The organism is Cohnella pontilimi, from assembly GCF_005049045.1.
Classification (GTDB): domain Bacteria; phylum Bacillota; class Bacilli; order Paenibacillales; family Paenibacillaceae; genus Cohnella; species Cohnella pontilimi.
This window is the reverse complement of record NZ_SUPK01000002.1, coordinates 244,582-264,533: the sequence shown is the minus strand read 5'-3', so window position 1 is coordinate 264,533 and position 19,952 is coordinate 244,582. Positions and strand designations below refer to the sequence as shown.

The 19,952-nt window shown below is 54.6% G+C and carries 23 protein-coding genes and 1 tRNA gene; 15 read left to right on the top strand and 9 right to left on the bottom strand.

Going from position 1 to position 19,952, the window contains the following annotated elements:
• Positions 1 to 2 precede the first annotated feature (2 nt).
• Genes E5161_RS05320 through E5161_RS05310 form a run of 3 tightly spaced genes read left to right on the top strand, consistent with a single transcriptional unit; the run spans position 3 to position 3,072 of the window.
• A complete protein-coding gene (locus tag E5161_RS05320) occupies positions 3 to 878 on the top strand; it encodes an ABC transporter permease subunit (RefSeq protein WP_136776678.1) in 876 nt (291 codons plus the stop codon).
• Between the two features lie 6 nt (positions 879 to 884).
• The gene (locus E5161_RS05315; RefSeq protein ID WP_246042105.1) at positions 885 to 1,757 is read left to right on the top strand and encodes a carbohydrate ABC transporter permease; all 873 of its coding nucleotides are present in this window, start codon (positions 885 to 887) and stop codon (positions 1,755 to 1,757) included.
• A 16-nt stretch (positions 1,758 to 1,773) separates the two neighbouring features.
• A complete protein-coding gene (locus E5161_RS05310) occupies positions 1,774 to 3,072 on the top strand; it encodes a CehA/McbA family metallohydrolase (protein ID WP_136776677.1) in 1,299 nt (432 codons plus the stop codon).
• 50 nt (positions 3,073 to 3,122) lie between these two features.
• On the opposite strand, the gene E5161_RS05305 is transcribed toward E5161_RS05310, so the two are convergent.
• The gene (locus tag E5161_RS05305; RefSeq protein WP_136776676.1) at positions 3,123 to 3,473 is read right to left on the bottom strand and encodes a YciI family protein; all 351 of its coding nucleotides are present in this window, start codon (positions 3,471 to 3,473) and stop codon (positions 3,123 to 3,125) included.
• Between the two features lie 156 nt (positions 3,474 to 3,629).
• A tRNA-Val gene (locus E5161_RS05300) sits at positions 3,630 to 3,705 on the bottom strand.
• 210 nt (positions 3,706 to 3,915) lie between these two features.
• Between E5161_RS05300 and E5161_RS20685 the strand changes: the two genes are divergently transcribed.
• On the top strand, positions 3,916 to 4,089 hold the full coding sequence (locus E5161_RS20685; RefSeq protein ID WP_169306577.1) for a hypothetical protein: 174 nt from the start codon (positions 3,916 to 3,918) through the stop codon (positions 4,087 to 4,089).
• A 211-nt stretch (positions 4,090 to 4,300) separates the two neighbouring features.
• Here E5161_RS20685 and E5161_RS05295 read toward each other — a convergent pair whose 3' ends face one another.
• Positions 4,301 to 5,035, bottom strand: a complete 735-nt coding sequence (locus E5161_RS05295) for an MBL fold metallo-hydrolase (RefSeq protein WP_136776953.1) — start codon at positions 5,033 to 5,035, stop codon at positions 4,301 to 4,303.
• Between the two features lie 176 nt (positions 5,036 to 5,211).
• Between E5161_RS05295 and E5161_RS05290 the strand changes: the two genes are divergently transcribed.
• The 3 genes from E5161_RS05290 to E5161_RS05280 all read left to right on the top strand — a co-directional run bounded on the left by E5161_RS05290 (position 5,212) and on the right by E5161_RS05280 (position 6,522).
• The gene (locus E5161_RS05290; protein WP_136776675.1) at positions 5,212 to 5,412 is read left to right on the top strand and encodes a hypothetical protein; all 201 of its coding nucleotides are present in this window, start codon (positions 5,212 to 5,214) and stop codon (positions 5,410 to 5,412) included.
• Positions 5,413 to 5,529: 117 nt separating this feature from the next.
• Positions 5,530 to 6,105 carry a stalk domain-containing protein gene (locus E5161_RS05285; RefSeq protein WP_136776674.1) on the top strand — a complete coding sequence of 192 codons (576 nt, stop codon included), beginning with the start codon at positions 5,530 to 5,532 and terminating at the stop codon, positions 6,103 to 6,105.
• Positions 6,106 to 6,228: 123 nt separating this feature from the next.
• Complete coding sequence (locus tag E5161_RS05280; protein WP_136776673.1) at positions 6,229 to 6,522, top strand: DUF1292 domain-containing protein; 294 nt, start codon at positions 6,229 to 6,231, stop codon at positions 6,520 to 6,522.
• A gap of 68 nt (positions 6,523 to 6,590) precedes the next feature.
• Here the strand turns inward: E5161_RS05280 and E5161_RS05275 are convergent, their stop codons facing one another.
• Positions 6,591 to 7,010 carry a DUF1885 family protein gene (locus E5161_RS05275; protein ID WP_136776672.1) on the bottom strand — a complete coding sequence of 140 codons (420 nt, stop codon included), beginning with the start codon at positions 7,008 to 7,010 and terminating at the stop codon, positions 6,591 to 6,593.
• A gap of 132 nt (positions 7,011 to 7,142) precedes the next feature.
• Positions 7,143 to 8,612 carry an aminotransferase class I/II-fold pyridoxal phosphate-dependent enzyme gene (locus E5161_RS05270; protein ID WP_136776671.1) on the bottom strand — a complete coding sequence of 490 codons (1,470 nt, stop codon included), beginning with the start codon at positions 8,610 to 8,612 and terminating at the stop codon, positions 7,143 to 7,145.
• Positions 8,613 to 8,818: 206 nt separating this feature from the next.
• Here E5161_RS05270 and E5161_RS05265 point away from each other — a divergent pair, with 206 nt between their 5' ends.
• The 3 genes from E5161_RS05265 (at position 8,819) to E5161_RS05255 (ending at position 14,061) form a co-directional block, all read left to right on the top strand.
• Complete coding sequence (locus E5161_RS05265) at positions 8,819 to 9,997, top strand: MFS transporter (RefSeq protein ID WP_136776670.1); 1,179 nt, start codon at positions 8,819 to 8,821, stop codon at positions 9,995 to 9,997.
• Between the two features lie 325 nt (positions 9,998 to 10,322).
• Positions 10,323 to 13,343 carry an efflux RND transporter permease subunit gene (locus E5161_RS05260; protein WP_136776669.1) on the top strand — a complete coding sequence of 1,007 codons (3,021 nt, stop codon included), beginning with the start codon at positions 10,323 to 10,325 and terminating at the stop codon, positions 13,341 to 13,343.
• A 145-nt stretch (positions 13,344 to 13,488) separates the two neighbouring features.
• A complete protein-coding gene (locus tag E5161_RS05255) occupies positions 13,489 to 14,061 on the top strand; it encodes a nitroreductase family protein (RefSeq protein ID WP_136776668.1) in 573 nt (190 codons plus the stop codon).
• 119 nt (positions 14,062 to 14,180) lie between these two features.
• Here E5161_RS05255 and E5161_RS05250 read toward each other — a convergent pair whose 3' ends face one another.
• On the bottom strand, positions 14,181 to 14,819 hold the full coding sequence (locus tag E5161_RS05250) for a DUF1054 domain-containing protein (RefSeq protein WP_281279845.1): 639 nt from the start codon (positions 14,817 to 14,819) through the stop codon (positions 14,181 to 14,183).
• 169 nt (positions 14,820 to 14,988) lie between these two features.
• Between E5161_RS05250 and E5161_RS05245 the strand changes: the two genes are divergently transcribed.
• A complete protein-coding gene (locus tag E5161_RS05245; RefSeq protein WP_136776951.1) occupies positions 14,989 to 15,585 on the top strand; it encodes a hypothetical protein in 597 nt (198 codons plus the stop codon).
• Between the two features lie 52 nt (positions 15,586 to 15,637).
• On the opposite strand, the gene E5161_RS05240 is transcribed toward E5161_RS05245, so the two are convergent.
• Complete coding sequence (locus E5161_RS05240; protein ID WP_136776667.1) at positions 15,638 to 16,171, bottom strand: YceI family protein; 534 nt, start codon at positions 16,169 to 16,171, stop codon at positions 15,638 to 15,640.
• A gap of 267 nt (positions 16,172 to 16,438) precedes the next feature.
• On the opposite strand from E5161_RS05240, the gene gndA reads away from it, so the two are divergent.
• Positions 16,439 to 17,854, top strand: coding sequence for an NADP-dependent phosphogluconate dehydrogenase (gndA, locus tag E5161_RS05235; protein ID WP_136776666.1), 1,416 nt, complete (start codon positions 16,439 to 16,441; stop codon positions 17,852 to 17,854).
• On the opposite strand, the gene E5161_RS05230 is transcribed toward gndA, so the two are convergent.
• The gene (locus E5161_RS05230; RefSeq protein WP_136776665.1) at positions 17,851 to 18,171 is read right to left on the bottom strand and encodes a hypothetical protein; all 321 of its coding nucleotides are present in this window, start codon (positions 18,169 to 18,171) and stop codon (positions 17,851 to 17,853) included. The two genes, gndA and E5161_RS05230, sit on opposite strands and share 4 nt — an antisense overlap.
• A gap of 100 nt (positions 18,172 to 18,271) precedes the next feature.
• On the opposite strand from E5161_RS05230, the gene E5161_RS05225 reads away from it, so the two are divergent.
• Positions 18,272 to 18,796, top strand: a complete 525-nt coding sequence (locus tag E5161_RS05225) for a shikimate kinase (protein ID WP_425456451.1) — start codon at positions 18,272 to 18,274, stop codon at positions 18,794 to 18,796.
• On the opposite strand, the gene E5161_RS05220 is transcribed toward E5161_RS05225, so the two are convergent.
• Positions 18,788 to 19,093, bottom strand: a complete 306-nt coding sequence (locus E5161_RS05220) for a rhodanese-like domain-containing protein (protein WP_136776663.1) — start codon at positions 19,091 to 19,093, stop codon at positions 18,788 to 18,790. The genes E5161_RS05225 and E5161_RS05220 overlap by 9 nt on opposite strands.
• Positions 19,094 to 19,177: 84 nt before the next feature.
• On the opposite strand from E5161_RS05220, the gene E5161_RS05215 reads away from it, so the two are divergent.
• Positions 19,178 to 19,555, top strand: coding sequence for a fluoride efflux transporter FluC (locus tag E5161_RS05215; protein ID WP_136776662.1), 378 nt, complete (start codon positions 19,178 to 19,180; stop codon positions 19,553 to 19,555).
• The gene (locus E5161_RS05210) at positions 19,552 to 19,935 is read left to right on the top strand and encodes a fluoride efflux transporter FluC (protein ID WP_136776661.1); all 384 of its coding nucleotides are present in this window, start codon (positions 19,552 to 19,554) and stop codon (positions 19,933 to 19,935) included. Before E5161_RS05215 ends, E5161_RS05210 begins: the two co-directional genes overlap by 4 nt.
• Positions 19,936 to 19,952: the final 17 nt, after the last annotated feature.

Below are 19,952 nucleotides of genomic sequence, written 5' to 3'. Positions count from 1 at the left end.
ACATGAATGCGATAAGGAAGCATGCGGTGCTCTACCTCATGATGGTGCCTGTCGTCGCCTACTTCATCCTGTTCGCATATTACCCGCTGGTTAAAGGGCTGCAAGTAAGCTTTCAGGATTACAGGCTGATGGGCAACCGTCCTTACATCGGTTTCCACAACTTTGAGACGGTGCTGCATGATCCGATGTTTTGGCGGTCATTCTGGAACACATTGTGGATCGGGGCAGGCATTATGATTTGCGGTTTTCTTGCTCCGCTGATTCTGGCCCTTTCTTTGAACGAGGTGCTGCAAAATTGGTATAAGAAAACAGCGCAAATGATTTTATACATTCCCCATTTGCTGTCCTGGGTCGTTGTCGGAGGGATTTGGATCTTTCTGCTCTCCCCCGACACCGGTCTCGTCAATTTGCTGCTCGTAAAGCTGACAGGACATTCACCCATTCATTTCTTGTCCCAAGAATCGTGGGCACGCAGCATTATGATCGGATCCGCCGTTTGGAAGGACATGGGATACAACTGCATTTTATTTCTGGCCGGCATTGTGGGGATCAATCCTTCGTTGTATGAGGCTGCACGAATGGACGGAGCTACCCGTTGGCAGCAAGTTCGATTTGTTACAGTACCTCAGCTGATGAACACAATGAAGGTCGTCATTCTGCTGAATACAATGGGTATTTTTCGCATCTTCGATCAGGTTTTTGTTATGCGGAACCCCGCGATTGCAAGAAAAGTCGATGTGTTGATGATGTACACCTACCAGAAGGGGATCATGGAAATTCGTATCGGCGTGGCGGCCGCCGCCAGCTTTTTCGTCGTCCTGTTCACGTTGCTGATTACGATGGCGGTAAGAAAATTGACTCGCTTCGATGAGGTGTGATGCCCGATGAGTAGAGAACGTTATGACCGTATGGGTTGGAAAAACAAGCTGTTCGACGCTGTCAATGCCGGATTTCTGCTCGTTTTGATGCTGACGATGATCATTCCGCTGCTCAACGTCGCCGCGCTGGCTTTCTCCTCCGGCATGGCGTCCATGCGGCCGGACATCATTCTTTTCCCGAAACAATTCAGCACTGAGGGCTTCCGGATCGTATGGAACAGCCTCGATTTATGGCTTCCGTTCCGGAACAGCGTCGTCGTCACTGTAACCGGAACGACGCTGCATGTGCTGCTCTCCAGCCTTGCGGGCTACGTGTTGATTCACCCCCATCTGCCGGGCAAAAAAATTATGGTCACATTTGTGCTTCTCACCATGATGATTCCTCAGGATGTCGTCATGATTCCTCTTTACGTCGTAAATAAAGAGCTGCATTTGATCAACACGTTGAACGCGCTTGTGCTGTCGGGACTCGTGTCGGGATTTTCCATCCTGCTCATGCGCAATTTTTTCTTGAGCGTTCCGTATGAAATGGCGGAATCCGCCCAAATCGACGGAGCGGGGGCATTCCGCATTTTCTCGACTATGTATATGCGGCTCGCGACGGCAGGACTGGCCACGGTGACGTTGTTCGAATTCGTAAGCCGCTGGAACAATTTCTCCTCAGCGCTTTTGTTCATTAACAATACCGCCAAATATACGCTCCAAATTGCGCTCAAAGCGATGATCATCGACACATCCAATACGTCCGGCACTTATTTGGTGACGACCAATGTTCGAATGGCCGGCATTCTCATCACGATCATTCCGCTGATCGCCATCTATCCGTTCGTGCAGCGGTTTTTCATGAGAGGCATCCTGCTCGGTGCCAACAAAGAATAGGAAAGGTGGCTGCGCAATGCAAATGACCTCAACGGAGATCCGGGAACAAAATCATCTGCTGATCATTCAGCAGATTCATATTTCGAAAGAAGAAGAGCGAACGTATCCGGAAGTGCCTTTCACGGTCAGCGGACCGGTAGAACGGATTGAGGTTCGATATACATACGAACGTTCCGGGGGAGGAACCGTTGTCGACATCGGGCTAAGATCGCCCGAACGCATCGTCGGCTGGAGCGGCGGCGCGCGGGATTCGTTCCTTGTCGGGTTGGAGAAGGCGACGCCGGGTTACTTGGCGGGACCGATCGCGGAAGGGGATTGGGCCGTTATGCTGGGCGCCTACCGTATTCCGGCTGCCGGATGTTCGATACGGCTGGAAATTCAGCTGGTCTACAAGCACTCACGCTGGATGAAAGGCGATTTGCATACACACAGCGTGCACAGCGACGGCACGTACGCCATATACGAGGCGATCTCCATTTGCAAGGAAAAAGGGTTTTCGTTTCTTGCCTTGACCGATCACAATACCGCCTCGCAAAATCGGACGACCTTTGCCGCCGAAGAGCAGCTGGTACTCATTCCCGGCGTGGAATTGACGAATTACAAAGGGCACGCCAACTTGCTCGGCCATCCCGATGCGCTCGACGATTTTCGCGTCTTGACGTCCGAACAAGCTGCGTCCGCGCTCAGGAAGGCGGCGGAACAAGGGGCTTTCGTCTCGCTGAACCACCCGTTCTGTACGGATTGTCCCTGGGAATTCGGCTTCGATGTTCCTTATGACGCGATCGAGGTTTGGAACGGGCCTTGGCGTCCGATTAACGCGGCGGCAGTCAAGTGGTGGCAGGAACAGTTGAGTACGGGTCTTCAAATCACGGCCATCGGCGGCAGTGATACCCATTCTCCTCATCCGTATGTAAAGCACGGACGACCAACGACGTATGTACTTGCGGAGAGCGAGACAACCGGCGGCATTCTGGACGGTCTGAGGCGCGGCCGCGTCATCCTGTCTTGCGATTCGGACGACACATTCATCGACCTGGCTGCGGGCGGCGCCGGGATCGGCGACATGTTGACCGTTCCGGAAACACAGCATCTCGAACTGACCATGAAGGTACGGCACGCCAATGGGGACAGGGTATTGTTATGGTCCGACCGGGGCGTCGAGCGGGAATGGACGGCAGAAGGCGACGTCGATTATGTATTCCAAGTGGCTGCAGATCGGAAGTTTTATCGCGCAGAATCTTATCGATTCATACCGGAATGGAAACAGGAGTTTATGACCTGCCTTACCAATCCGATCTATTTGTGCAAGCCATAAACACAACAAAAAAACCCTTGATGATCAAGGGTTTTTGCGTGTATGTATCCTCAAAATACTTGACGTAATTCAATCTGACCTTCCCCATATCCTTGCGGGTCCGGCATGCGCATGGCCCACTCGATGGCTTCTTCCCTCGACTTCACATCAATCAGAATGAAACCGGCAATCAATTCTTTCGATTCCGTAAATGGGCCATCCGTAACCACCGGCTTTCCCCCTGGTTCCGGAAACGAAAGGCGAATCCCATTTGAACTTGGATGAAGTCCTTTAGCCATAACCCGCACGCCTGCCTGAACTAATTCCTCATTATACTTCGTCATGGCTTCATTGAGCTCTAAGTTCGGGAGATTTCCGCCTTCCGAATTCTTTGAGGCTTTGACAATCAACATAAATAGCATAAATCTTCCTCCTTATTTTTGAGTCAAGTTCCTTTTAGCTCTATATAAATACAACGAACAAGAAATATCAAAATCGACAACATGAATAAAAAATCTTAAATAAATCAGAAAAAAAAGAGAAGCCTTGTGTATCAAGGCTTCTCGTGGTTGTATGTATGGTGATCTCAGCAGGGTTCGAACCTGCGACCCCCACCCTGTCAAGATGGTGCTCTCCCAGCTGAGCTATGAGATCATGGGATAGTGTCGACAAGAACTTATTATAGCGGCTTGCTCGCCTGAAGTAAAGAGGAAGTTTTGTACTTCTCGTCATCTCGCGGGCGACATTTGTTATACTACCAACTGCCCGAACCGATGTCAACCGATTTTCGGCCTTTTCGGTGATGTTTCCGGCCCGCCCCGCGTACAAATGTAGCATTCGGCATGGGAAGCGGGAGGCGAACCGATGAACGAACCGGTTTATTTGGTGGTTTGGCTGCTGGGCTTGTTCGGGCTGCTGGGCTGCGTGCTGGCCGGAGTGGCGAGGCTCGTGAAAAGAGACACAACGGAGCATGACCGGCGATATGTCTGGAAAACGGTGAAGTGGCCGCCGGACGACGATGCATCGGATCAGCCTTAATATCCGCAAAGAAGGCCCCGGAGAGCCGGAGCCTTAACGAATGATGCCGGGCTTACTCATCATCCCACTTGCGGGTATATGCCTTTTTGGTGACCCAGAGCACCAGCCAGGAGACCAGGATGATCAGCACTCCTGCGATGATATAAGTGGTTAACAACGCTCCAACGTCCTTTCCCCCAAGTTCTTTCTTATGATAACGGATTCCGTTCCGTTACACCAGCTTTCCGTTCTCGATGCGGTACACCTTGTGCTGCTCCACAAATTTCATTCGTCCGGTGCGCCCGGCAAATTCCGGCTGATTGTCGTCGTAGTGCATCAAGTAAACGATCTCCTGGATCCGTTCCGGCAAGGTAAGCAGGTTCGGCAAGTCCGCATGAACAACCCCGGGCGGGTGAAGCTGGCAATCGTGAAAAATGAGACTGACGCCGCGCTCGCTTACTAACCGTTCCAGCAGCTCTCCGTCGAACACCATATCGGCGGAATAAAAGAACGTTTCGTTCAGCAGCAACGAATAACTCGCTTTATTCGGAATGTGCGGGGTTCTCAACAATTCTACACTTAATCCGGGAAGCAATTCGGCAGGCTGGTTTTCCTTCAGTGGATGCACCTCAAAGTAGTCGTCCAGCGTCCGGTTCTCGTCCTGCTGCAAACCGCCTTTGAGCGTATGTTCCCATAAACGTTCGATCAGCGTGTCGGCAATGTAGAGAATCGGCTTGCGGCGGTAAACGAACTTCATTTGAAAAGCGAACTCTTCCAGACCGCCCACATGATCGGCGTGAATATGCGTGATGAGGACGGCATCCATCTCATCGAAGGTTTTGCCCAGTTCGTATAAAGCCCGGGGAGCGGTGATGCCGCAGTCCAACAGGAGGGTTCGTCCGTTGATCTCCAATAAGGCGTTGTTGTTATAGAACGTTTTGGCGAAGGCGCTTCCGGTACCTAACATCTGCAATTTCACACCATGACCTCCTTGGCAAGCGGCGGCCTGTTATAGGCCGGGCATTCTTGATCAATGTACCATAAATTTACCCCGCGATAAAAGGCGGCTCCCCTTGGAACCACGCGGTGTCTCCCGGCATAGGCTGTGAAGACGAAAACCGTTTTCACACGGGAGGGAATGGGATGTCCGCCAAACCGAAAAAGAAGAAAAAGCAAATTGCCGCCGACCGCGTTCAGCCGCAGATGAAAATCGTGACCTCCGACGTGTGCGCCGTTTGTAAGACGCCTTGCGCGCGAGGACTCGCGTATTTGGCCAGAATGAGCGTGCCGGGCGCGGTCGGAGAGGGTGTTCCTTGCATCTTGACATTGCCGGGCCGCAAGTAGTTTCGTTCGTGTAACCGAAAAAACGCAAACTCCGCGCAACTTTCCGCTGGAATGTCGGTATAACCAAGTACAGACAAGAAAGCAGGGAAGCAAGAAAGCGACGGAGGTAGCGGGACGATGAAGTGGAAAAAAATTGCGACGATGACTCTGGTCCTTACGCTGGTTTGCGGAACGGCCGTATTTGCGGAATCCGTATCCGATAATGTGAGGATCGTGATCAATAAGAAAGAATTGGACGACGCCGGTCTGATCGTGGACAACAAAGCCTACCTGGCGGTCAGCAAGTTCGCAGGCGCGATGCAGGCAATGCTTACTTGGGACAACGACACGAAGAAAGTGACGATCTACAAGCCCAACGTGCACATGTTGACGATGAAGGACAGCGTTCCTTTCCAAAGTGTGCCCAAGGACAAATACAAATTTTTCGTTTATGCCCAGATCGACAGCCTGAAAACGTCTATTTCCGCTTTTAAGATCACCATTACCGATCCTTACGGGGAAGCCACGCTGATCGACGCCCGCGACTCCTCGGATAAGAATTTTCCGTCCGATATGGACATTTTCGGAATCAAGACGAAAGATTTCACCTACGATTTCAAATATGCGGGTACGTATGTCGTCCGCTTTCTGATGAAGCAGGATGACGGTTCGGGATACCAAGTCGTGTCCGAAAAGGTTATTACCGCAAAATAAGACGAACTTAAAGGGCCTCTGCGTGTTCGGCAATACGCAGAGGCTTTGTCGTTTGACCCGGGTGTGGCGACATGATACGATACGTGGGGAAGACCAATTCATGCCATTGAACGGAGGTTCGCCATGAGCGATCATGTCCATGACGAGAACTGCAACCACGAACACGACGATGACGCGGTGTTCGTCGTAACGGACGAAGACGGCAACGAACACGAGATGGTGCTCGTCTACACGTTCGAGACCGGCGACCGCGCGTATGCCGTTCTGCTCGACCGCAACGATCCGGAAGACGACGGCGTCATTTTCCGCATTGAGGAAGACGGAGAAGACGAAGTGCTGGTCAATATCGAAGACGACGAAGAATGGGAACGCGTCATGAAAGTATATGAAGAACTGGCCGCCCAGGAAGCGGAGTAACCGAGGGAAAGACGACAAAACAAAAGGCAGCGCTGTCCGGAAGTAGGACATGCGCTGCCTTTATCATTTTACTTCCGCGGATTATAATACATGACTCGCCCGTTGAACAGCTTCACTTCGGCTTGCAGCCGCTTGCCGATCCATTTGCACAGCTCGTTGGCTTTGGCTTTATCTCCGTGCGTCGAGCCTTCCGGAAGGACAACGTGTATGTAGGGAACGACCGCGTCATTCTCCTCCCGCGTGCCGGTGCCGAATACGATGTGCCGGTACAGCGGGTTTTTGCCTTTCAAATAGAACCATTGGCCCGCGGCCTCCGGTTTTTGCTCGATGGCGTACGGAAAAGCGGCGTCGGCATATTCCCAGCCGAGCTGCCGTCCGGTTAGGGACGTTTGTGAAATATAGTGCTGCAGCTGTTCCTTCACGCCGTCCAAAGAGATCTGGTCGACGGCCGAGCCTTGCACGAGCGATATGTAAGCGCTTTGACTCATCGGTAGCCCACCCCCACGCCCATGATAGCATTTCCGTTTGGGGTTGGCAATCATTGCCTTAGACGCCACATCGCTCCGCGGCATCAAGAAAGGTCTGCTCCACATGGGGCAGACCTTGGCGTTCGGCAGCGCTTAGGATATGGCCGTTTCTTCCACGATCACCTTCACATTAGTGATGGATCGGTCCTCCGGTCCTTTGACGGGGAGGCCGACATCCAGGTGATCGACGATATAATCGATGTTTTCTTGGGAAATGACCTCACCCGGAAGCAAGATCGGAATGCCGGGCGGGTACACGTAAATGAATTCGGCGATGATCCGGCCGGCCGACTCCCGGAAAGGCACGAGCTCGGTTTCTCCGTAAAAGGCGTCCCGCGGAGAGAGCGACAGGTGCGGGATTTCGGGGATCTGCACCACGATTTCCTTCACTTCTCGCTTATCGAGAAACTCGGAGGACATTTCCCGCAGGGCTTCCACCAAAATGCCCAGCGCTTCTCCATCGTCTCCCGGCGTGACCAGGCAGAGGATGTTATACATATCGCTGAGCTCCACTTCGATCCGGTAACGTTCGCGAAGCCAATTTTCCGCGTCATATCCCGTGATGCCGAGCTTTCGGACATGGATCGTCAGCTTGGTCGGATCGTAATCGAACGTCGCTTCCTCACCGAGGATGTCATCTCCGAAGCTGTAGAGTCCCGGAATCTCATTGATCGCGTCACGGGTCCGCTTCGCCAAAGAGACCGTACGTTCCGCCAGCTGCTTGCCCTCAAGCGCAAGCCTGCGTCGTGCGGCATCGAGCGAAGCCAGCAGCGGATACGAGGTGGAAGTGGTCGTGAGCAAGCTGATGATCGTCTGGATCCGCTGAATATTGATGAGACCGCCCTGTACGTTGAGCACCGAGCTTTGCGTCATTGAACCTCCGAGCTTATGCAGGCTGGTCGCGGCCATATCGGCGCCTGCCTGCATGGCGGACATCGGCAGCTCGTCCGAAAAATGAATCAATGCGCCATGCGCTTCGTCGACCAGCACTGGAATGTCGTATTCATGTACCAGATCGACGATTTCCTTCAGGTTCGCGCAAACTCCGTAATACGTCGGGTTAATGATCAGTACCGCGGCGGCGTCCGGATGACGTTCCAGCGCACGGCGGACGGAGCGGGTCGTCACTCCGTGATCGATGCCTAGGTTGCGGTCCCGGACCGGCGATAGAAAGACCGGGCGGGCGCCGGCGAAAATAATGGCGGAGAGCACGGATTTGTGGACGTTGCGCGGTACGATGATTTTGTCCCCGTCCCCGCAGACAGACATAATCATCGTCATGATCGCGGTGCTCGTGCCTTGTATGGAGAAAAACGTCGCGTCCGCTCCGAAAGCGTCGGCCGCTAATTTCTGCGCTTCCTTAATAACGCCTGTCGGCTGATGAAGATCGTCGAGCGGCGCGATATTGATGAGGTCGATGGACAATACATTTTCACCGATGAAATCCCGGAATTCCGGGTCCATGCCGGTTCCTCTTTTATGACCGGGAATATGGAATTGAATCGGTTTGCGTTCCGCGTGCTTGCGAAGCGCGTCGAACAAGGGAGTGCGCGACTGGTCCAACTGGGCTCCCCGCCTTTCTATACCGGGATTTTTGTCGTATTTGCAATAAGCATGAGTATAACAAAAACGGGGGGGAAATCAACACTCGTGGCGCTTGTCACCAAAACGTCATGGCTTTCCGTTTGGTACAGATCGAAACTGTATGCTACCATTTGGTTTATTGAAGATGATCGTTCCCATTCCCCGGCTTGAGGAGAGAAAGCGCATTGAAAAGTAAACTGATCATCGTTGGGTTCATGCTGTTTACGGTATTTGTGGGCTTCGGCATCATTATTCCCGTGCTGCCGCAGTTGATTGCGGACGTCAGCCCGAACGCCGCCGAATGGCATACGGCGCTTATGTTGTCGCTTTACTCGCTCATGTCTTTTATTCTGAGCCCCGTATGGGGCGGCTTGTCCGAGCGGATCGGCCGCCGTCCGGTGATTATGATCGGCGTGCTCGGTTTCAGCGTGAGTTTTCTGATTTTCGGCTTGTCCGGCGGAAGCCTCGCCATCATGTATGCTTCCCGGATTTTGGGAGGGCTGTTCTCCGGCGCCGTCACTTCCTGTATCGTGGCCTATGTGGCCGATATCACGACGAATGAAGAGCGCACGAAAGGAATGGCCGTTGTCGGCATGAGCATCGGTATGGGCTTTACGTTCGGTCCCTTTTTCGGCGGATTGCTCAGCCAGATCACCCATCACGCTCCGTTTTTCGCCGCTGCGGCTCTGTCGCTGCTTACATTTTTCGCCGCCTGGCTCAAGCTCACGGAATCGCTGACGCCGGAAAAAAGGGCGGAAGCTGCACGTACCAAAAGGGTGTCGAGATGGACGGCTTTCCAAGGGCCTCTGAAGTATTTGTACGTTTTGGCGTTCTTCGTCACGTTCTCGTTGGCTATTCTTGAAGCGACGCTGCAATTGTTCGGCATGGAACGGTTTGACGTCACGCCTTTGAAGGTCGGTTATATGTTTTTCTTCTGCGGACTGGTCGGCGCTTTGGTACAAGGCGGAATTGTGAGGCGCCGCGTCAAAAAAGGGCAAGAAGGCCGTTATATCGCGGTCGGCCTTGTATTTTCCGCCGCTGGATTCTTTTTGCTGCTTACTGCGCAAAGCTGGCTGATGGCGACGATTTATTTATGCGTTTTCGGAATCGGAAATGCGCTTCTGCGTCCGTGCGTCACTTCTCTGATTACACAGAAAACAACGGTGGGGCAGGGAATCGCATCGGGTCTGAGCTCGTCCATGGACAGCCTTGGGCGCATCGTCGGCCCGCTGCTTGGCGGAGCACTGCTCGCCGCTTCCTCCTGGCTGCCGTTCGTCGTATCCGGCGCGCTGTCGTTGGCCGCATTGGCGCTGCTGGCCCAATTCCGCACGCTTGACCGGCGCAGCAACGAGGCGTCTGCCTGACAACCGGATCGCATAAGTGCCTTCGTACCGGACCACCTCGCGTGTGTCGGGAACGGAGGCACTTTTTTTATTTTATATGCAAAAAAGTTATTTAAGTAATCTTTACCATTCTGCCACTCGGCGTTCACAGTTTGCTGGGAATTTAATCTTGCGCTGATCTTTGGGTGGTACGATAATCGACAGTGCCGGCGTCTCTGGCAGGAATTGGACTCGGTCTTAAGTCCGGGTCGAAGTCCGGTCTCCAGCCGTTTATCGGCAGGACGCCGGGTGAGCTATGCTAAACAAGGACAGTAAAGAAACCGCAGGAGCGGGAGGAGAAACCAGCGTGACGAGATTTATTCAAGGAGCATTTAGAAACAAAGCGGCCGTCATCCTTCTGGTGATCATGGTTCTTGGCCTGGGCATTTTCAGTTACCTGAAGATGCCAATGGAGTTTTTGCCGGAAGCCGATCAACCGATGGTTACGGTTACGGTAGTAGGTCCAGGATACGATGCCGCAAGCATGGAACAGAATGTAACGAATCCGGTGGAACAAGCGGTTGCCGGGGTCAAAGGAAAAACGACGGTGACCTCTACCTCGGGCGACAGCTTCACCCAAGTCATGATGTACTTCGATTCGAAGACCGACATGAAAGAGGCGAAAACGGAAGTGGAGCGCGCGGTCAACGCGGTTAAGCTCCCGGAACGTATGTCGCCTCCATACGTCGTGCAGCTCAACACGTCGATGATTCCGATCTCGGTTGCGACGCTTACGTTTAATGATAACGTGAGTGATGCGCAAAAAGAAAAGCTGGAGCAGCGCATCGTCGATGCCTTCAACGGAATAGACGGCGTAGGCAACGTGCAATTGTCCGGCAAGTCGGCTCCCAAAGTGAGTATTACGCCGGATGCCGCCAAGCTTGCCGCCAAAGGCGTTCCTTTCCAGGCGCTGTACGGCGTGCTTCAAGGCCGTGAAGCCTCCGCTTCGGTCGGAGAGAAGATGCTCGACGGAACGGCGGCCAATCTTAACGTGACTGCGAATTTGGGAGACGTCGACACGCTGAAGAAGCTGCCGGTTGCACCGGGCGTCACCCTTGGCGATGTTGCCGATGTCAAGCTCGCTGCCGAATCGGAGAGCGTAAGCCGGTTCGAGGGCAAGGACGCCCTGCAGATCGTGATCACGAAAGCGGCCAACGCGAATGCGGTCACGGTAGGCAAAGACATCCAGAAGACGGCTGACGAATTATCGGCCGAAAACAAAGACGTGAACCTGAAGTTCATTTTCAGCACGTCTAGCGAGGTTGTGCACTCCGTCAACGACATGATGCGGGAAGTGCTGATGGGCGCCTTGTTCGCAACGCTGGTCATCCTGCTGTTCATGCGGAATATCCGGGCGACCTTGGTTACCATCGTCTCCATTCCGCTTTCGCTCGCGTTGACTTTGTATTTGCTCGACATGTCGGGCATTTCCCTCAACGTTCTGACGCTGGGCGGCGTGGCTGTGGCCGTCGGACGTCTGGTGGACGACAGCATCGTCGTCATCGAGAACATTTTCCGCCGGCTGCAGAAGGAGAAATTCTCCGTTGCCCTGGTGGTGGACGCGACCAAGGAAGTGTCCCGCGCGATTACGGTATCCACCCTGTGTACCGTCGCGGTTTTCCTGCCGATGGGCATGCTGCGCGGATCGCTGCAAAGTTTCTTGCTGCCGTTCGCGCTGACCGTGACTTACTCGCTGCTCGCTTCGCTGCTGGTCGCTTTGACGGTCATTCCGCTGATGAGCGCCGGCGTGCTCAAAGCATCTAAAATTAAAGAGCATTTGCCGTCTCAGCGGTTTAAAAAGTTCCTGCATTGGAACTTGCGCTTCAAATGGATTCCGATCACGATCGCGTTCTTGCTGTTGATCGGATCGGTTGGCACTTATGCAGCGATGCCCAAAGGTGCCATTGATTCCTCCACGGCTGCAAATTTGATCGTCACCCTGGACTACAAGCCGGATACGCCGGTGGATCAAGTGTTCGAAAACGGCAAGAAGATGGAAGCGTTCCTGATGAAACAGGAAGGCCAAGAGTGGGTCATGATGGAGATGGGCAACAGCGCCGACGCCGCGAAGTGGGGTCAGGTCGTATCCCCGACGCTCGTCAGCCTGAAGCTGCAAATGAAAGAAGGCGCCGACGCCGAGAAAATCATCGAAGCCGTCAAGGCAGAACGCGCCAACTATCCCGGCGCTAACGTGAACGTCGGACAAGGCGCACTGTTCGGCGGCGGGAGTTCGACTCAGGTAACGATCGACGTCACCGGAGATGATCTGCAGCAGATCGGCAAGACGGCGGAAGAGGCCATGGCCCAAATTAAGCCGATCAAAGATGTGCTGAAAGTGGAAAGCAATCAAGAAGAGAAGAAAACCGTTTATACGCTTGAAGTGGATCCGACCCAAGCGAAAGCCGGGGAAGTCGCTCAGCAGCTTCAGGGCATGATGAACCCGGTGCCGATCGGCTCGCTGAACGCCAGCGGACAGACGGTTCCCGTCATGCTGCAGCCGGTCCTCGTGCCGAAGTCCTCCGCTGAACTGGCGAACCTCACGGTCATGACCGAGCAGGGGCCGAAGCCGGTGTCGAGCTTCGCCAAGTGGGTGAAAGCGGAGAAACCGGCGAAATTCTACCATAAAAACGGCAAAAGCTTCGTTCGTATTACGGCATCGGTAGAGCCGAGTCAGCTTTCCATCGTGGGAGACAACATCAACAAAGAAATCGCAAAAATCAAAACGCCGGATGGCGTGAAAATCGTAGTAGGCGGAGCTTTGGCCGATCAAGCGGGCGATTTCACCGATTTGTTCATGGTAATGCTTGTATCGATCGCCATCGTATTCTTAATCATGGTGGTAACGTTCAAAACGATCCGCACGCCGATTGCCATCTTGTCGTCGCTGCTCTTCGTTCCGATCGGCGCCGTGCTCGGCCTGCTGATTTCGGGTGTGTCGCCGGATATTACCGCAATCTTCGGCGTGCTGATGCTGGTCGGCATCGTCGTGACGAATGCGATCGTGTTGATCGACCGTGTCCGTCACAACGAAGAGACGATGACGATTCGGGAAGCGCTGATCGAAGCGGCGGGAACCCGGATGCGACCGATTCTGATGACGGCTGTTGCCACAGTCTGCGCCATGCTGCCGCTCGTGTTCGGTTCTTCGCAAAGTGCAGGCATCGTTTCGCAGAGCTTGGCCATCGTGGTCATCGGAGGGTTGATCGCGGCGACGCTGCTGACGCTGGTCATCGTGCCTTGTATTTATGAACTGCTGTTCTTCCGCAAATCCGCGCGTCAGCGCCGGATCGCTCAAGAGCAGCAAAAACAAGTGGCAGCCGCCGTGTAAACCGGGTTGCGCCACGGATCGGGAGACCTCTGAGGGTCTCCCGATTTTTGTTTGCGCGGAGGCGGGCGTTTTAGGCTTGTGATGAATGGCACCGTTTTGTTACGCTGTTGGTATGCATGTCGAGACGATGAAGGGTGTGTGGGGTATGAACGTGGAAGAAGCGATTCGAACGAGGCGGAGCATCGGCAAGGTGAAGCCGGACGCCGTACCACGTGAATTGGTGGACAAGATTATCGAGGCGGCCGTGTGGGCGCCGAATCATTTTCATACGGAGCCGTGGTCGTTCATCGTGATGACGGGAGAAGGCCGCCGCGTGCTCGGCAAGGTGTATGCGGAAGTCGCGGGAGAGAGCAAGCGCGAGGAGACGGAAGAGGAGAGAGCCGAGAGGCTGCGGAAGGCCGAGCAAAACGCGTTCCGCTCACCCGTTGTGATTGCGGTCGTATGCAAGCCATCGGACGCGCCGAAGGTTGTGCGCGCCGAGGAACTGGCCGCGGTGCATGCCGCGGTCCAGAACTTGCTGCTCTCCGCCCATGCCCACGGGCTCGGCGCGGTGTGGCGCACGGGGGACGCCGCCTACCATCCGGCGGCCAAGCGCGCGTTCAACCTGGAGGAAGGCGATGAGGTGGCCGGCTATATCTATGTGGGCTATCCCGATATGGAGCCGCCGCACGCGAAGCGAACGCCGGGAACGGAGAAAACCGTCTGGCTCGAGGGGTAAGTTGTCGCTTTTAACGCGAGTCGGCGTACTACAGCTGCATCGTTTAAAATTGAGCGGTAGTCTTACCGCAACACAAAAAAAGGGTTATCCCGGACAGACACCGGGATAACCCTTTTTGTTCACTGCGAGGAAGCCATACGATACAACGGCAGCAGCGTCTCGAACGTGTCCTGCGCCTTACGCAGGAAAGCCCGGCCGTTGGACAAGAGCGGGTCTCCTTGAGGAATATGGATCCCGCAGGTGATTTCGGCCGCTTTCACCGTCTGCAGCCTGCGGAGCCAGTCGGCCAGTTCGGCGTCCGAGAGAGAGCCGTGCGGCGTTCCTTCCGGCACGGTGTGATCCTTGGACCACACATAATCGGCCGGGACGGCGCTTCGTACGGAAGAGAGCTCGCGCAAGGCGCGCTCCGCAAAAACCGTCTTATCGGGACATTCATATATAATCGCGAACTGCACAAACACATGAGTCGGCCAAATCCCGATCTGAAAGTGAGGATGCCCTTTATAACCCCGCGGATTTCTGGACCAAGCCACCCATGTGTCGGCCGGAGGATTCACCGATCTTCTCGCATGCTTGGCCACATGAGCCGTCATCGATTCCCCGCACAAGCCGGCCAGCACGGGCGAGAGATCCGAGCCCAGCGCGTCCAGTTTGGGACGGACCGTTCCGATAATCGCTTCCATGCGGCCCTCCAGCCCGGGTACCGTCATTGCTCGAAAGTCTTCTTTTTTAAAACCCGCAAATAAAGTTTTCGTCACGCTGTCACCTCGTCCAATGATGCAAAACACACTCCCCACTATAAGGGAAAATAGTCAAGAAACCAAGTTGCCATTACATAGTATGGAGTATAAGATAAAGGTAAGTAAGAATTTTCTGAACATTCGGTCAAGCTCGAGTCATGCGGATTTCGCAGGGGGTGGGATGGCCGTGTATCGCAGTCATGAAGTGGAATATTGCAATTTGGAGATCCGTTTCGACCGCCGTCAAATCCAGAATTTAATCCGCGAATTGATTCAGCAAGGCTACTCCCTCTATTGGAACGAGAATGACAGCTATTTCATCATTTCCGTGCGTACGGGGCGCAAGCTGCTTAAACTCCGGTTTCAACGGTTCCAAGGCCGCTATAAAATGGTCGGAAACTATGTGGTGAAAGACGAGAGACTGGCGCTGTGGATTGAAAAGCTGATCAACGATTCCCGAGGCCATGCCGTCGTCAAACGGTTTCGAGATCGTCAAGTGCTGATCGAAAATATTATGTTCGGAGAAATCATCCGTCTCGTGGAGGTGTCAGGCGTGGAACATCGGATCATCTATCAGAAGAGACCTCAAATCACACTGGAAGATATGGTGCAGGCGTTCAAATCCAAACGGGCCGAAATTCGCGCGGGCGTGCTTCGTCTTGAGGTCGATTATGAGCTGGCTGTGCTGCACGAAGCCCTTCAGCAGGGACGGACCGAGGATGCGGAACTCAGCAAGGAAAAGCTGCAAACGATGCGAACGGAAATGCTGCTGCTCGAGTTGTGAGATGAAAATAAAGAAGCATCCTTCCGCGTGGGGAGGATGCTTTTTGCTGTGCTTACGCCGCTTTGGCGAATTGCAGTTCGATGTTGAGTTTAATGGTGTCGCTGACAAGTACGCCGCCCGCTTCCAACGCGGCATTCCACGTCAGGCCGAATTCGGAACGGTTGAGGGAGCCTGCTGCGGAGACGGCGATTTTCTCGTTGCCCCATGGGTCTTTGGCCGGGCCGGAAATCTCACCGTTCAACGTAACGGGTTTGGTTACGCCTGCGATCGTGAGGTCGCCGGTAATTTCGTACTCTTCTCCGCCTTTAGAACGTACTTGGGTTACCGTGAAGGTAATGTTCGGATGCTGCTCCACGTTGAAGAAGTCCGGCGATTTCAGGTGGCCGTCGCGGCCTTCGTCTTTCGTATCTACACTCGCCGCGTTGATCTTGATGGTTGCCGTAACATCTGCCAGATTGGCCGGATCCGCAGCCACTGTTGCGTCGAAGTCGGTGAAGCTGCCGCGTACGTTGCTGATCATCATGTGGCGGACGCTGAAGCCGATGCCGCTGTGGGATTTGTCGAGCTGCCAGTTTACTTTTGCCATATTATAAGTTCCTCCTTAAGTGTTCTTAGTTAATACTATAAGTTAACTAACTATAAAAAAGCAAGTGGATAATTAGGCGAAATTTCCTCCGCCGGCATCGAACAATCCATGCGGGAAGAGAGCGGCTGTTTGGGTAAAAGGACGTAAGGTTTTCATCAGCAGGCAAAAAGAGTACAATAGGAATGTTATGACCGGACGGAAGCGGTTCAAGCTTCGAACGGGTCAGCCTTGTCAGTGAAAAATACGCAGTCGAAGGATGAAGAGAACATGACCAAAGCAAACATCGGCGTCGTCGGCATGGCCGTCATGGGACGCAATCTGGCACTGAACATCGAGAGTCGCGGCTTCACGGTGGCGGTATTCAACCGTTCCCCCGACAAAACGAAGGATTTGCTTGAGACGGACGGTAAAGGCAAAAACCTGGTCGGTACATACTCGGTGGAAGAATTCGTGAACGCGCTGGAAAAGCCGCGCAAAATTTTGATTATGGTTCAAGCGGGCGCCGGAACCGACGCCACGATCGAATCGCTGCTTCCGCACCTCGATCAAGGCGACATCATCATTGACGGCGGCAACGCCTACTTCCCGGATACGCAGCGCCGTAGCCGGGACTTGACCGCCAAAGGCTTCCACTTCATCGGAACCGGCGTGTCCGGCGGCGAAGAAGGCGCGCTGAAAGGTCCGTCCATCATGCCGGGCGGTCCGGAGGAAGCTTATCGTCTGGTCGAGCCGATCTTGACGGGTATTTCCGCCAAAGTGAACGGCGATCCATGCTGTACCTACATCGGACCGGACGGGGCCGGCCATTATGTAAAAATGGTGCACAACGGCATCGAATACGGCGACATGCAGCTCATCTGCGAAGCATATCAGCTGCTTAAAGACGTACTGGGCATGTCAACCGAAGAGCTGCATGCGACATTCAGCGAATGGAATAAGGGCGAGCTCGACAGCTACCTGATCGAGATCACCGCCGATATTTTCTCGCAAAAGGATCCGGAAACGGGCAAGCCGATGGTCGACGTGATCCTCGACGCCGCCGGACAGAAGGGCACGGGCAAATGGACCAGCCAAAGTGCGCTGGACCTGGGCGTACCGCTGTCGATCATCACGGAGTCGGTGTTCTCCCGTTTCTTGTCCGCCATGAAGGACGAGCGCGTCGCGGCCAGCAAGGTGCTGAAGGGACCTCAAACCCAAGCGTTCCAAGGCGACAAAACCGCGTTCGTGGAGAGCGTGCGCAAAGCGCTGTTTGCCAGCAAAATTTGTTCATACGCGCAAGGCTTCGCGCAAATGCGCGCCGCTTCCGAAGAGTACGGCTGGAATCTGCGCTATGGCGACATTGCGATGATTTTCCGCGGCGGCTGCATCATTCGCGCGCGCTTCCTTCAAAACATCAAGGACGCGTACGACCGCGATTCGAATCTTCGCAACTTGCTGTTGGACGAATACTTTAAAGGTGTCGTCGAATCCTATCAAGACGCTTGGCGGGATGTAGTCGCAACGGCGATCAAGTATGGCATTCCTGTACCTTCGTTCGCCAGTGCGCTCGCTTATTACGACAGCTACCGTTCGGAACGCCTGCCGGCGAACCTTCTGCAAGCGCAGCGCGACTACTTCGGGGCTCACACCTTCAAACGGCTGGACAAGGAAGGCACCTTCCACCACGATTGGATCCATTCCTAAGATCCTGATCGCGGCCGGCACAGAAGCTCTTCGAGCATTTCGCGGAAACAATCGGTTTCCGGTTGGTCGGGAGTCCTTCGGTGCAGAAGCAGAAGCGCCATCTCCGCATAACATGCGAAACAAGCCAGCAAACGCGGCTGATCGAGCCCCGACCATTCGGGCGCTCCATCGGCCGCTTTTCTTTTGACCAAATCGAGCGCCCATAACACGTCCTCGCGGACAAAAGGCTGGGCCGGATCCAACAACCGCTGAAGCGGATCTGTCCGGACGGCGTATTTGGCGGTTTCGTTCAAGTGCATCACCCGAGGTGGAGGCATAGTCTTGCACTATCCACCTTACGGTAAAAGTAGCGGTTTTATACCTGTCTGACCTTATGCTATGATAGGTAAAGCGTTAAAGCGAAAGAGGGATAAAGGGTTGATTGCAGCGCATAAAAGCCGAAACCTGATCGTTGTCGGATTTATGGGAACTGGCAAGTCGACGGTGAGCAAGCTGCTGTCTCAAAAGCTCGGATATACGGGCGTCGACACGGATGAGGAAATCGAGCGGCGAAGCGGAAGGACGATACCGGAGCTGTTCGCATCGGAGGGAGAGGCTTCTTTCCGCGATTGGGAAAGCCGGGTGATCCGCGAGGTGTTGGCGGGTGACCGTCAAGTGGTGGCCACTGGGGGAGGAGCGGTGCTCCGGGAAGAGAACCGCCTAGCGATGCTGGCCGCAGGCTGGGTCGTTGCGCTGACGGCGGACCGGGATACGCTGATCCGTCGTGTCAGCCTAAGCGCGGAAACGGGAAACCGTCCGCTGCTCGCGGGAGATGCGGCCAAGCGGGTCGATGAACTGCTGGAGGCCCGCAGGCACGCTTATGATTTCGCACACGTTATGATCGACACTTCGCGCCGGTCCCCTGCGGAAATTGCAGAATTGCTGCTTCGTTGGTTACGGTAATTGCGTCCAAGCCAACATTCCGCCTACCATATTGACGGGCTTTTCAAATCCGATCATGGTCAAATATTCGCACACTTGACCGCTTCGGTGGCTGCTGCGGCATACGAAGATGACTTCCCCTTCGCGGGGGATTTCGTCCAGCCGCTGCGGTATTTGGCCCATAGGAATATGGACGGCGCCGGGAATCATGCCGTAAGCGACTTCTTCCGGTTCCCGGACGTCGATGATGAGCGGCTTCTCTCCGGCATCCAGCCGGGCTTTCAATTCTTCAACCGAGATTTCTTCATGCGGATTCATCGGAATCATCCTTTCGGTTCGGACAGTACCATCATCATATGAAACCGTATGCCGCAGTGTCAATGGCTGCGGCCGGAGGCTGCCATGGCTGTTGTATGGGGAGTTGCCGCTGCCGGATTCCTCGGGGCGGCCGCTCGTTACGGAATCGGATTTTTGCTGCCGCATGGGGACGGAACCGGATTGCCGTGGGCGACGTTGTTCGTGAATTTGAGCGGTTCGCTGCTGCTCGGGCTGCTCATCGGCCGGGCCGCCCGCCGGCCGATGCCCGAATGGCTGCGCGAAGCGGCGGGCACCGGATTTCTAGGCGCTTTTACGACATTCAGCGCCTTTAATGCCGAACTCAGCGCACTGGTGCGGAACGAGGCGTATGCGTCCGCCGCACTTTATGTGCTATTGAGCGGAGGCGCCGGCTGGCTCGCTGCGGCTGCCGGTCTTGCCTGGGGACGGGGGAAATCCTCATGATCCTATGGCATCTCATACTGGTCGGCGTCGGCGGATCGGCAGGCGCGGTTTTGCGGTATGGAGTTGCACGATGGTTCGCCAACCGCGGCAAACTGCCTATTTATGCGACCTTAACGGTGAATCTTGCGGGATCGTTCGCCATGGGGGTGTTAATCGGCGCCCGGCTTTTAGAGGAAAAGCCCGATTGGTATGCTTTGATGGGCACGGGCGTTCTGGGCGGACTGACCACGTATTCGACTTTGAACGTGCAGAAAGCGCTGCTTGTCCGCGAAGGAGCGGCCGCCCGGTTAGGGAAATATGCCGCGGCCACCTATGTCGGAGGCTGGCTGTTGACCGCCTTGGGCATTTGGATTGGACGAGCCTCGTCGTTACATACATAGAATAGGAGTGTTCCGGT